The sequence below is a fragment of the Niastella sp. OAS944 genome (genome assembly GCA_024809215.1).
Lineage (GTDB): Bacteria > Bacteroidota > Bacteroidia > Chitinophagales > Chitinophagaceae > Niastella.
This window is the reverse complement of record JANUBW010000003.1, coordinates 866,453-878,633: the sequence shown is the minus strand read 5'-3', so window position 1 is coordinate 878,633 and position 12,181 is coordinate 866,453. Positions and strand designations below refer to the sequence as shown.

At 41.7% G+C, this 12,181-nt stretch carries 12 protein-coding genes; 3 read left to right on the top strand and 9 right to left on the bottom strand.

Annotation, left to right across the window (positions count from 1 at the left end):
* Nucleotides 1-228 precede the first annotated feature (228 nt).
* The 9 genes from GGD38_RS18405 to GGD38_RS18365 form a co-directional block, all read right to left on the bottom strand.
* A complete protein-coding gene (locus tag GGD38_RS18405; RefSeq protein WP_375297717.1) occupies nt 229-1,776 on the bottom strand; it encodes a DHA2 family efflux MFS transporter permease subunit in 1,548 nt (515 codons plus the stop codon).
* 156 nt (nt 1,777-1,932) lie between these two features.
* Nucleotides 1,933-2,991: an HlyD family secretion protein gene (locus GGD38_RS18400; RefSeq protein WP_375297716.1), complete on the bottom strand. Its 1,059-nt coding sequence runs from the start codon at nt 2,989-2,991 to the stop codon at nt 1,933-1,935.
* A 32-nt stretch (nt 2,992-3,023) separates the two neighbouring features.
* Nucleotides 3,024-4,355: a TolC family protein gene (locus tag GGD38_RS18395; protein WP_375297715.1), complete on the bottom strand. Its 1,332-nt coding sequence runs from the start codon at nt 4,353-4,355 to the stop codon at nt 3,024-3,026.
* Between the two features lie 18 nt (nt 4,356-4,373).
* Nucleotides 4,374-5,015, bottom strand: a complete 642-nt coding sequence (locus GGD38_RS18390; RefSeq protein WP_375297714.1) for a TetR/AcrR family transcriptional regulator — start codon at nt 5,013-5,015, stop codon at nt 4,374-4,376.
* Between the two features lie 865 nt (nt 5,016-5,880).
* On the bottom strand, nt 5,881-6,039 hold the full coding sequence (locus GGD38_RS18385) for a hypothetical protein (protein WP_375297713.1): 159 nt from the start codon (nt 6,037-6,039) through the stop codon (nt 5,881-5,883).
* 442 nt (nt 6,040-6,481) lie between these two features.
* Complete coding sequence (locus tag GGD38_RS18380) at nt 6,482-7,468, bottom strand: potassium channel beta subunit family protein (protein ID WP_375297712.1); 987 nt, start codon at nt 7,466-7,468, stop codon at nt 6,482-6,484.
* A gap of 56 nt (nt 7,469-7,524) precedes the next feature.
* Entirely contained in the window at nt 7,525-8,103 is a 579-nt protein-coding gene (lptC, locus tag GGD38_RS18375; RefSeq protein ID WP_375297711.1) for an LPS export ABC transporter periplasmic protein LptC, read from the bottom strand.
* A gap of 25 nt (nt 8,104-8,128) precedes the next feature.
* Nucleotides 8,129-8,860, bottom strand: a complete 732-nt coding sequence (locus GGD38_RS18370; protein WP_375297710.1) for a type III pantothenate kinase — start codon at nt 8,858-8,860, stop codon at nt 8,129-8,131.
* Between the two features lie 59 nt (nt 8,861-8,919).
* On the bottom strand, nt 8,920-9,561 hold the full coding sequence (locus GGD38_RS18365; protein ID WP_375303856.1) for an LON peptidase substrate-binding domain-containing protein: 642 nt from the start codon (nt 9,559-9,561) through the stop codon (nt 8,920-8,922).
* A gap of 120 nt (nt 9,562-9,681) precedes the next feature.
* Between GGD38_RS18365 and GGD38_RS18360 the strand changes: the two genes are divergently transcribed.
* From GGD38_RS18360 to GGD38_RS18350, 3 genes are read left to right on the top strand one after another with little or no spacing between them, the layout of a single operon-like run.
* A complete protein-coding gene (locus GGD38_RS18360) occupies nt 9,682-10,557 on the top strand; it encodes a glycosyltransferase family 2 protein (protein WP_375297708.1) in 876 nt (291 codons plus the stop codon).
* A gap of 44 nt (nt 10,558-10,601) precedes the next feature.
* Nucleotides 10,602-11,369, top strand: coding sequence for a glycosyltransferase family 2 protein (locus tag GGD38_RS18355; RefSeq protein WP_375297707.1), 768 nt, complete (start codon nt 10,602-10,604; stop codon nt 11,367-11,369).
* Complete coding sequence (locus GGD38_RS18350; protein WP_375297706.1) at nt 11,359-12,174, top strand: glycosyltransferase family 2 protein; 816 nt, start codon at nt 11,359-11,361, stop codon at nt 12,172-12,174. The genes GGD38_RS18355 and GGD38_RS18350 overlap by 11 nt, the downstream gene beginning before the upstream one ends.
* Nucleotides 12,175-12,181 lie beyond the last annotated feature (7 nt).

The following is a 12,181-nucleotide window of genomic DNA, read 5'->3' as shown; positions in this document are numbered from 1 at the left end:
TCTGCAAGGGGCGTAAGAGACATCAGCTTCTTCTTATTCAGACTCGCTAAAATCTATGCGTAACAAACTAATCCCCCAAGAATTTGACTTGATCCTAATTATATAATACAAAACCCCTCCCACTGCATCGGGAGGGGTTTATCTTTTACCTCAGGTTCATCAGACTTACTTGCCTTTCAATTTGTGGTTCTTCCGTATCACAGCACCGTGGTTTTTCAGTCTTATATTTTAGTGAGCATCGGTGATGATCACCGGTTTCTTCTTAAACTTCTGCAGGTAAATTACCGGAATGGCAGCCAGTACAAAAAAGCCTATCAGCATGTACATATGATCGTAGGTTACCAGCATGGTTTGCCTAATGATATTTCCTTCCATCATACGATCGCTTGCCTGCTGGGCATCCAGTAAATTATATCCCTTACCCATTAACATTTGTATCATACCTTCTTTACGCTGCACGTAGGCGGGGTTAAAGCTGTTCGTATTACTCAACAGTGCGTTACGTACTTCGCCCGATTTAACGTGTATTAGCGTGGTAAGAATGGCCACACCAAATGAACCACCCAACTGACGCATCATGTTGTTCAAACCGGTACCCTGGCCTATTTGCTTTCCCTGAAGGCTTGAAACCGCCAACGTGGTCAATGGAACGAACAGGATGGCCATACCGATACCGCGAATAATAAGCGGCCAGAAGAAGTCGCCTGTGCCCGACTCAAGCGTGCTGTTCGACAACAGCCAGCAGAATACAAAGAACAGGATAAAGCCACCGGTTGCCATATACTGGGCCGGTACGCCCCGCTTCAACATAGCGCCTACAAAAGGCATCATGATGATGGTTGCCAAACCACCGGGCAATAAGATCAACCCGGTTTGCAGGGCGGTAAAGTGTAACAGGTTCTGACAAAATACCGGAAATATAAATACCGAACCGTATAAAGCGAACCCGAGCGCAAATGACGTTATAGTACCAATTGCAAAGCTTCGGTTCTTCAGAATGCGAAAGTCCACAACCGGGTGATCGGTGCTCAGCTCGCGCCAAAGAAAACCTATACCGGCTAATACTGTTGTTACTGTAAGGAATGCAATGTAGGGTGTTTGAAACCAGTCTTCAGTTTCCCCTTTCTCCAATACTACCTGTAAACTACCTACACCTATTGCCAGCAACAATATACCCCACCAGTCTATCGGTTTGCCCTTGGCAAACATCGGCGACTCCCGCACAAACATCGACACCAGAAAGGCGGCCACTGCTCCTACAGGGATGTTTACATAGAAGATATAACGCCAGTTGGTATTATCAACAATGTAACCACCAATGGTGGGCCCAAGGGTTGGCCCTACTACCGCACCCAAACCAAACAGGGCTGTTGCCATACCTATTTCTTCACGGGGCCAGGTTTCCATCAATATGGCCTGCGCTGTTGACAGCAAGCCACCACCAGCCAAACCTTGTAATAACCTATATAAGATCAGCTCTGTGAGCGAGGTAGCCTGTCCGCATAAATAGGAGGCAGCGGTAAAGATCAGAATGGAGGCCAGAAAATAATTCTTTCGTCCAAAACGATCGCCCAACCAACCCGACATTGGCAATACAATTACGTTGGCCACTGCATAACCTGTTACCAGCCATCCGGCATCTTCCAAGGTGGCGCCCAGGTTACCCATAATATCGGGAAGGGCCACGTTCACAATGGTTGTATCGATCAACTCCAGCAGTGAAGCCATGATCACGGTAATGGTGATGATCCATTTCCTAAATCCTTGTTCTGCCATTTTAAATAATTTATTTTTTAAGCTCGCGTCAGTAGGTTACCTCGCTATCCGCAGCCTAAAGCTAAAAGCCGTAAGCTTTAAGCGAAAGGCACAAGGTAAACATAACGCAAAACTGTATTTGCTTACAGCTTAAAGCTTATCGCTTATAGCTGTATTCTACGATTTCTTAGTATCAACCACCACTTTGGCGCTCATGCCCGGACGTAAATTATTCAGGAACGCAGCATCAGATTTATCTAACTTAATGCGAACCGGAATACGTTGAACAACTTTTACGAAGTTACCGGTAGCGTTATCGGGAGGCAACAAAGAGAACTTGGCACCGGTTGCACCAGCAAATGATTCTACAGTTCCGTTTATTGGGTGATCGGCAAATGCATCTACATTAATATGAACGGCCTGACCAACCTTAATACTTTCAATTTGTGTTTCTTTGAAATTAGCTGTCAGGTACAATCCGCCATCATTTACAATTGAGAACAATGACTGACCAGCCTGAACCAGTTGACCGGGTTGAATGGTCTTTTTAGAAATAATACCATCGGTTGGCGCGGTAATAACTGTATAGCTTATTTGCAATTTTGCATAGTCAATATCAGCCTGACGCAATCCGATGTTTGAAGCAGTTGCCTGTACCTGTTGACGGTTGGTACTTACTTTTTCAGTAACAACGGGCACCTGGGTTTGCGTTACACGCAATGCAGCTTCAGCAGCATCTTTTTCAGCCTTGGCAGCATCATACTGCGCCTTGGTTATTGCATGATCTTCGTACAGGGCTTCATAGCGTTTGAAATCTTCAGCCGCTTTCCACACGCGTACTTTAGCTGTTTCAATATTTGCCTGTGCAGTTGCAATACCGGTTCTTGCCTCATTTACTGCAAACTGTTGTACGTTCACCGATTGACGGGCTACAGCCAGGGCAGCTTCAGCCTGTTGCAATTTGATCTGAAAATCGCGGTCGTCCAATACCACCAGGGTATCGCCTGCTTTTACAAACTGGTTATCCTTAAAACGGATCTCTTTAATATAACCGCTTACCCGTGAAACTACCGGGCTTATGTCTGCATCTATTTGCGCGTTATCGGTTTCCTCGTGGCTTTTACCATAAAAATATTCCTTGGCGGTAAATCCTAATGCGCCAACTAATACAAGACCCAGGATAACAGGGAAAATGATCTTTTTTCCTTTACTCTTTTGTGCTTGTGCTTCGCTCATACAATATCTCTTTAATACTTTTTTAAATGGTGTTAGGGTTGAATATGTCCGGTTGTTTTCAAAAGGGTATAATAAGCGGCCGTAGCGTCGGCTTTTGCCAGCTCAAGATTCAAACGCGATTCGTACAACAGGGTTTGTGCTTCGATACGGTCGGTGGTAGTTGCCAGGTTGTTCTTGAATTTTGATTCTGTTATTCTCTCGTTCTCTGTAGCCTGTACCACTGCATCGTTCAATAACTTAATTTTTTCAAGCGTTTGCTGATACTGGTTGAATGATCTGTTTACATCCATCTTTATTTGATCGGTCAGCAGATCGCGGGTAGCAGCCACTTCCTGTCGTTGTAAATTGGCTTCGGTTAACTTGTTCTTGTTCTTGAAAAAACCTGTAATATCCCAGCTTGCATTTATACCTACAACAAAAGGGGCCAGATAGCTTGCGCTTTTAGGTATCAATGATTTTGTGGGGTTAATGTAATACAGGTTACCGCCTACGCCAACAGTGGGCATTTTTTCGTCGTGAATTTTTTTGACGTTAACTTCTGCCAGTTTATCCTGGTAGTTCAGCGAGCTGAACTCCTTTCTATCTTGCAGGGCCTGCTTTGTGTAAACTTCCGGGCTTTCATTCAAATCCAGTTTGTAAACCACATCCTGTACCTGTACTGTAGTATTCTCAGGCAGACCCAGCAAGATATTCAGGTTATAATTAACCACTTTAAGGTTATTGTTCAATTCAATTTCCTGTATCTGTATATTCGATTTTTGTAATTGGAATCGTAATACATCGTTCTTGGTAGCCAATCCCTGGCTTTCGAATTTCTTAACTTCCGCCAGTTTCTGATCTACATCCTGCAGGTTTTGTGTTACAATTTTTTGGTTCTGCTGAATTTTGTAAAAGTTGATATAGGCATTGATGATATTATATACAATTTCATCTTTGTCTGTTTCGGCATTCAGCTTGCTGCTTTGTATCAAAATGTTGGCCGACTCCTTTGCATACCGGTAACGGTGACCTGCAATAATGGGCTGGTTAATGCTCAGCGTTCCCTGATACAAGGTGTTATCAAATGGGAACTTCATGGCTTTGGGGTCTGAACCATCTGATGATGGCAGTGCAAAGCTTCTTTGCAACATTAAGGCGTGACTGTAACCTGCACTTACTTTAACAGTTGGCAGGGTTTCATCCTTTGCCTGTTCCAGTTGCGAAACGGCCTGATCGATCTTATTTTGTGCCACCTTCAATTGCTTGCTGTTGGCCACACCCAGCCGAACGGCTTCCTCCAGGCTGATGGTCCTTGTTTGTGCCTGTGCAGTAAAAATGGTTAGTAATAAGGCTAATCCCGATACTATTTTCTTATTCAAGTTCATGCGTTCTATATTATAATGTTATTCTTCGTTTTTGATATCAAGGTGCGCCCGCATCATTTGTTTTAAATGTGTTTTTAACCGGGGAGTTATTTTCTTACGATATGAGACATCATCTGTTTCTTCAATTTTCCAAAGGCGGCAATACAGGCTTTTTGAATTTGTTACATGCGTGAGGGTGCCAAACACACTCGCCATCGTAAGCTCTATATCTACTTTACAAAATATCTTTTTCTTTTGTCCGTCTGCGATCACTTTTTTGATCTGTTCCAGGTTACGCGTCTTGATATTTATTATAAGCTCTTTTATTTCGGGCGACCGGGTATGATTGTATTGTTGCGACATGATACAATGGAACCGGAAGTTGTTAAATATCTTCTCTACGTAAAAATCAACCAGCTTATCTATCTTATCCCAGGGGGTAAGGGTTTGATTTTTACTTAATTCCTCAATTATTCCTATGGTATAACCGGCCCGGTCTTCAATCAAAGCTTCCAACAACTTCTCCTTTGAACCGAAGTAGTAAGAGATCATGGCAAGATTAACGTTAGCGAGTTGCGCAATATCCCGCACAGAAGTCCCATCAAATCCTTTTTCAGCAAACAGGGTTTCGGCTATCGCCAGAATGTGTGCCCTTTTATCAACTTTTTCCGTGAGTGACATAAAGATCTTTCTTTTGGAACCACAAAATTAAACAAACGTTTAAATTAAACAAACGTTTAAATAACTTTTACCGGCCGTATTTGTCAACATGGTTGCAATTCCTAACTATCAACCATTAGTAAGCCCTCACTGCTAAACGCGTTAGTACATTGATTGTAAAGGCGCTTAAGTTTGTGTAGGCTGAATGGCGAAGGGGGTTGGCAGAAATTGTAAAAAAGGGTGCGATAACAATTAAATAACAAAAAGGTGAATGGTGAGTGGTAAGTGGTGAGTGGGCTCGCCAATTTTGAAGATGATAACAGTTCTTGCGCCACCTAAATTTTATTGCCGATTGCTAATTGCCGCTCAAACGCACGCCCAATCGACGCATCAACATCGGTTGCAATTAATTTTATATAGCCATAAATTTTTACATAATACCACATACTAAACGATATGTATTATCGTTTCATTGGGGATTTACACTACGTATGTTTACTGCATACTATTTTCCGTAACCTGGTTTCAGGCTAAAATGAAGAAAAGAGAGGGCGATTACATCGAAACTTAGGTTATACTTCAGTCACTTAGTTCTCATTTAATAATATCAGGGTATGAACCGGCTTTTCTAAGCCGGTTTTCTTTTTTATATCGGCGCTTACTGCTAATAATTTTTAGCATAAAAATATGCCGCCCTTAAAAAAGGGCGGCCTTTTTTGCCCTATGCACTATTTAACCCCTATTAGAAACTCTTAATAATTTCTTTCTTCGCCCAAACAAAGCCGGGCGTACAATTATACTTATTGAGAATATTTTTTATTAGTTAACCGTAATAGCACTATATGAAACCCTTAACCTGCAGTACCAGTTGCTTCATGATCTAAAATTATACGCTTACATCGGTGGCAGATTGCCTGGGAAGGCCTGTTGTTTTTCTGTAATAAAAGGGGCTGGCTATACTTGTGTTACGTGCAGAGAGTCGAATGGCGATGTTCAGGGTACAATAGTTCAACAAATACAGGAAAAGGTTTTTACCAGTTTTCATAGTCAACGGATTTCTTTACCAGGGAGCGATGCTTCATCTTTACTCCCCTTTATGTGCCAAAGATATTTAACCATTGAATACCATACAATAGCATTATTACTTAGGAGCATCCTACGTACATGTCACCGTTAGTTGATGAATTTACCAGCGTGTACAAACACGCAGTAGGCTTTCAACCGTTATACATATGCATTATACCTATAAATGACCCATTAAATAAACCTGTAATTACATTTAACCCAGCTGTTAACGTTACATATAAAAAATGTATTAAAGAATAATACAGTGTGACGATATACGACAGTTTATTCACAAGTAAAAAACAACCAATACATACAGCCCGTTTAATGTTGAGCCGTCCTATATAAACGTTAATAAAAAACCCATTCCGGTCAGGCGGAATGGGTTAATTGTTTTCTGCACAACTATTTTAAGTAACTGCTTACTGCAGGTCTAGGAATGGTTTGTTCTGTAATATCTTTTCTATTTCTTCCATTACCTCTGCTGTTAATAAAGGTAATGCGGCAGTAGCTTTCAGGTTCTCGTGCAGCTGCTCTGTTTTAGTAGCGCCCAATATAGCAGTGGTCACATGGGGGTTTTTGATGGTCCAGGCAATTGACAATGCCGCCAGTGACACATTCAGCTGTTTAGCCAGTCCACTCAGTTGCTTTGCTTTCCTTATTTTTTCATCCTGCAACCATCTGTTCTTTAGCCAGTCGAACCCTTTTATGGCCAGGCGCGAGTCATCGGGAATGCCATCATTATATTTACCGGTTAAAAAGCCGGCAGCCAGCGGGCTCCAGATGGTAGTTCCCAGGCCAACATTTCTAAATACAGGAAGGTAATCCATTTCCATTTTGTAGCGCTCAAACATATTGTATTGCGGCTGTTCCATAACAGGCCCTATTAAACAATACTGTTGGGCTACGCGGTGGGCTTCCATAATTTCGGCGCCACTCCACATACTGGTTCCCCAGTATAATATCTTACCCTGTTGAACCAGGTTGTGCATGGTCCATACCACTTCCTCAATAGGTACAGCGGGATCGGGGCGGTGACAGAAATAAAGATCGAGGTAATCGTGTTGCAAACGTTCAAGCGCCTCGTGGCAGGCTTCTACAATGTGTTTTCTGCTTAAACCTGTTTGGTTAGGTTTGTTATCCCTTCGCCAGCCAAAAAACACTTTCGATGAAATTACGTACGAGGTGCGGTCCCAGTTCTTTTTCTTCAATACCCGGCCCATCATCTTTTCGCTTTCACCAAAAGCATACCCTTCCGCATTGTCAAAAAAGTTAATGCCGGCATCGTAGGATATTCCCATCAATGTATCAGCTATACTGTCGTCAATTTGTTTGTGAAATGTAACCCAGCTGCCAAAAGAAAGAACACTCAGTTGTAATCCAGATCGTCCAAGTCTTCTGTATTCCATAAAGTTGTGTTTAGGCGTCAAATGTAAGGGATTAGTTAACACGCCAACTCTTCAACTTAATCAGGAATTCCGTTCTCCGGCACCAACATGGGGCCTTCGCTGCCATATAAGGTATACGATTTGAGGTCTTGCGCGGCCTTCAGGCCATATTTTGCGAAGATGATCTTATCTGGCTGGTATATTTGAGCAGGTTTGCTTGTATAAAACTCTTGTTTGTCCTGGTCCCACCATAACTCCTGGGTCTTTAAGGTATCGCCACTTTTTATGTTCAGCACCAGTACACTGTCGCGTAATAATACTTTATGATCATACTCCACGTACTTTGAATACCGCGCATCGAGCGTACTTTCTATTTCAGTACTGTCGTTATAAAAATCAACATGCAGTGTGCGGGGAAATTCTATATAGGGAGAATCGGCCTGGTACCTTAGCATATACGGGGCGGTAAGTTTTGCTTTTACCTTACCCTGCTGGCTCATATAGCTTTCAATATTCTTTGCCTCTTCTATCGCTATTTGCTTTTTGTATAGATCATCAACAACCTTTGGATCATTCTCACAGGAACTCATCATCGACACAAACCCTATGAGCAGGACCGCGGCAAAAAAATAATATGTAGTTCTTTTCCTTTGCATATTTCGATTGCTATAACCCGGTTACTCACTTATTATTGTGCTCGCTGATAGCATAAAGTCCCTTAAAGATCAGGTCTGGGTCTGCAAATATCCTGTTTTTCAAATGATACACAAAATAGGGTGCATCGCCCCCGGTTAACACCACGTTAAAGTTCCCATACCTTTCTTTATAGGCATCTATCATTCCATCAATTTCTTTGGCCATGCCCAGTATAACACCACTGAGTATATTGGTGCGGGTATCGTACCCGATCAACGACATGTTCCAGTCTTTTTCAACAAGTGGTAATTTGGCGGTAAACATTTTTAATGACTTAAACCGCATTTCCATACCCGGCGAAATACCACCGCCCAAAAACTCTTTGTATTTATTAACGAAGTTATAAGTAATGGCGCTGCCCAACCCTATTATCAGATTGTTATGCTCAGGAAAAAGATCAACTGCTGCCGACATCAGCGCCAGCCTGTCGGCACCAATATCGGAAGGTTTACCCACCGGTGTGGTAATAGGCAGCTTTGACGCATGATTTAATTTGTGAAAGCGGCTAGCCGAAGCCAGCAACTGCTCAAGGCCGGCATTATGATCTATTACAGATGAGAGGATCGACTTCGCTGGTGTGTATTTTTCAATAAGGTGTTTGATAGTTTCATCACTATCATTCTCCAATATCAACACTTCCTGTAACTCCCTGTTATTAAAAATACCACACTTCAACCGGGTGTTGCCGAAATCAAAACATAATGTTGTTTGACCCAATCTTACAAAATTTAAACGGTTTGCTGGAACAATTACCGGATGAAGATATGGTGCTGACTTTACAAATCGAAATCAAAGGCCGATAAATTACGGAAATGCCCGTTCAGCTTTACTTTTTCTTTCAATTGCTCCATTTCCAACAGCATAGGCAATACTTTTTGCAAATGCCTTTTTATATACTCCTGGCGTTGCAATTCTTTCATGAGGCCCAAAAACTCATACTCTTCTTCCAACGATAACCCTGCATGGTGGCCAACATCATACGCTTTTAGCTGATCATCGGGTTTTTTAAAATCCTTTGTTATGTTCAGCAATTTGTGCAATTGCTTTACTCCCGACACCACTTTTTGCATCAGCTCGCGATTGCCATAATCATCATTTTCAGGATAATTTACAATAGCGCCGCTGTATAATTTTTCAGGTATCTGCTGTATTACTTCCAACACACGAAAAATGCGCAATCCTTCTGTTTTAATATCCATTTCACCATTCTCGTAGGTTTGCACAATTTCGTTCACCTGTACAAGGGTGCCCATTTCCTGCAGTTTATTATTTACCACTGAAGGAATACCAAATGTTCTTTTAGTTTCAAAACATTCAGTTATCAGCTGTTTATAGCGGGGTTCAAAAATATGAAGATGTACTTTTTCGCCGGGAAAAACTACTATGCTCAGCGGGAAAATAGGAATGAAATTGGTCATATAAAATACGTGTTTTTCAATCTACCACAATGTTTTTAAACCTGTAAATTATATTCTACATTAAGCTACATTTGCAGGGTATATTATACAACTATTTAACATCTTTTATTATAAAAAGTTATGAAAATTTCGGGATTTATTATTATACGAAATGCTGTAATTAATGATTATCCCGTAACGGAGGCAATACGGTCTGTATTACCCCTGGTAGATGAAATGATCGTAAGTATTGGCGATTGTGAGGACGATACCCTTGGGTTAATTCAGTCTATTTCTTCTGATAAGATCCGCATTGTGCATTCAGTGTGGGACCCTGCATTACGTCAGGGCGGCGCGGTACTGGCGGCTGAAACCGACAAAGCATTTGCCCATGTTTCACCCGACTCCGACTGGGCCTTTTACATTCAGGCCGATGAAGTGGTACATGAAAAATATTACCCCGCCATTTTGGAAGCCGCCAAAAAATACAAAGACAACAAGGAGGTGGAAGGCCTTTTATTCAAATACACCCATTTTTACGGGACGTATAATTATGTAGGTGATAGCCGGCGCTGGTACAATCGCGAAATACGCTTAATACGCAACGATAAAAGCATTCATTCCTGGAAAGACGCCCAGGGCTTTCGCAAAAACGGCGATAAGCTCAATGTAAAACTCATAGATGCGCATATATATCATTATGGCTGGGTAAAAAGCCCTAAACAAATGCTGCAAAAGCAAAAGAATATTGGTAAATTCTGGCGTAGCGATGAGGAATGGGAACAGTTTTTAACAGAATCTGATTTCTGGGACTTCAACAACGAATTCGATTCTCTGGCAAAGTTTACAGATACGCACCCGGCTGTTATGCAGGAGCGCATTAAAAAGCAGAACTGGAAAATTGAAATGGACATAAAGCATAAACGCTTTTCATTCAAAAACCGCCTGTTGTATTATATTGAAAAAGCAACCGGCAAGCGCCTGTTCGATTACAAAAACTATAGAATTTTAAAATAATTCCAATAGTTGTTGCGCAACGTACCAACATTAAAAACAATGCAATGAGTTCGATTACAGCAGTAATCATCACCCATAATGAAGCCCGGAATATTCAAAAATGCCTGGTATCACTAAAAACGGTAGCCGATGAAATAATTGTGGTTGACAGCTTTTCAACTGATGATACCGTAGCCATTTGCCAACAGGAAGGTGCGAAAGTTATTCAAAACGCATGGCCGGGCTTTGGACCGCAAAAGAATTTTGGTATTCAGCACGCAAAACATGAGTATATTTTATCACTCGATGCCGATGAAGCATTGGATGATGAATTGATCGCAAGTATTCAAACAGCCAAAAAACAGGGCCTGCAGAACATGTACGAATTTACCCGGCTGAATTATTATTACGGTAAATTCCTTCGTCACGGATTTGAATACCCCGATTACAAGATCCGTTTGTTTCCTAAAAGCAAAGTGCGGTGGAATGATGAGCTGGTGCATGAAACCCTGCAAATATCCCCCAACGTAACGCTTCAGCGACTGAAAGGCCATTTATTACATTATACTTATTACGCCATACGCGAACATGTAGCCAAAGCAAACAAGTATACCGATCTGGGCGCCGAATTGAATTTCAAAAAAGGGAAAAAAGCCTCCTGGTTTAAGATTATATTCAGTCCGCTCATAACCTTTATTCAGGCCTATGTTTTTAAAAAAGGATTTTTAGATGGTGGGCATGGATTTATATTAGCTGTTTTTCATGCGTACGGAGCGTTTATGAAATACACCAAACTGTGGATGTTAAATAACGAAAAACCAAATGAACAATAAACCATCCAATACATTACTGATCTCCACCTACAACTGGCCCGAGGCCCTGTCGCTGGTATTAAAGAGTGTTGCCCGGCAAACCGTACTCCCCGATGAAGTGATCATTGCCGATGATGGTTCAGATAACAGAACACGTTCAGTTATTGAGGAATTTCAGAGTAAGTTTCCTACTCCCTTATATCATGAATGGCAACCCGACAAAGGATTTCAAAAAACGATCATTTTAAATAAAGCACTGGCCAAAGCAAAAGGCGATTATATAATACAGGTAGATGGCGACGTATTGCTCCATAACCGTTTTATTGAAGATCACCTGCGCTTTGCCAAACCCAACTCATTTGTAGCCGGCACCCGGGTGATCATGAACCAGGCCCTTACAAAAGAAGTTTTACAAAAAGGAATTCTTACAATTCCGTTTTTTGCCAAAGGCCGCAAAAACTTCTTTAATGGCATTCGCTCCCCGCAACTTACCAACATTATGGAGAAGCGGTACAGGACGAACGAAAAGAACGTGTATTACATAAAAGGATGTAACACGGCCTACTGGCTTAAAGACATGATAAAAGTGAATGGTTATAATGAAGACATTACCGGCTGGGGCAAAGAAGACAGTGAACTTAGCATCAGGCTGTACAATGCAGGTGTACAGAAAAGATATCTGAAATTCGGCGCCCTTGTTTATCATATGTGGCATCGGGAGTTTTCGCGCGACAAAGAAGAACGCAACACCCGGCTAATGCAGCAAACCATTCAGGAAAAACAAACCTGGTGTAACACTGGCTTAAACAAGTATTTGAAATCATAAACAGAAC

Coding starts and splice junctions, on each gene's coding strand:
- GGD38_RS18395 (WP_375297715.1), bottom strand. CDS start 4,355: ATGAACTTGAATAAGAAAATAGTATCGGGATTAGCCTTATTACTAACC.
- GGD38_RS18390 (WP_375297714.1), bottom strand. CDS start 5,015: ATGTCACTCACGGAAAAAGTTGATAAAAGGGCACACATTCTGGCGATA.
- GGD38_RS18360 (WP_375297708.1), top strand. CDS start 9,682: ATGAAAATTTCGGGATTTATTATTATACGAAATGCTGTAATTAATGAT.
- GGD38_RS18385 (WP_375297713.1), bottom strand. CDS start 6,039: ATGAAAACTGGTAAAAACCTTTTCCTGTATTTGTTGAACTATTGTACC.
- GGD38_RS18355 (WP_375297707.1), top strand. CDS start 10,602: ATGAGTTCGATTACAGCAGTAATCATCACCCATAATGAAGCCCGGAAT.
- GGD38_RS18400 (WP_375297716.1), bottom strand. CDS start 2,991: ATGAGCGAAGCACAAGCACAAAAGAGTAAAGGAAAAAAGATCATTTTC.
- GGD38_RS18365 (WP_375303856.1), bottom strand. CDS start 9,561: ATGACCAATTTCATTCCTATTTTCCCGCTGAGCATAGTAGTTTTTCCC.
- GGD38_RS18405 (WP_375297717.1), bottom strand. CDS start 1,776: ATGGCAGAACAAGGATTTAGGAAATGGATCATCACCATTACCGTGATC.
- lptC (WP_375297711.1), bottom strand. CDS start 8,103: ATGCAAAGGAAAAGAACTACATATTATTTTTTTGCCGCGGTCCTGCTC.
- GGD38_RS18350 (WP_375297706.1), top strand. CDS start 11,359: ATGAACAATAAACCATCCAATACATTACTGATCTCCACCTACAACTGG.
- GGD38_RS18380 (WP_375297712.1), bottom strand. CDS start 7,468: ATGGAATACAGAAGACTTGGACGATCTGGATTACAACTGAGTGTTCTT.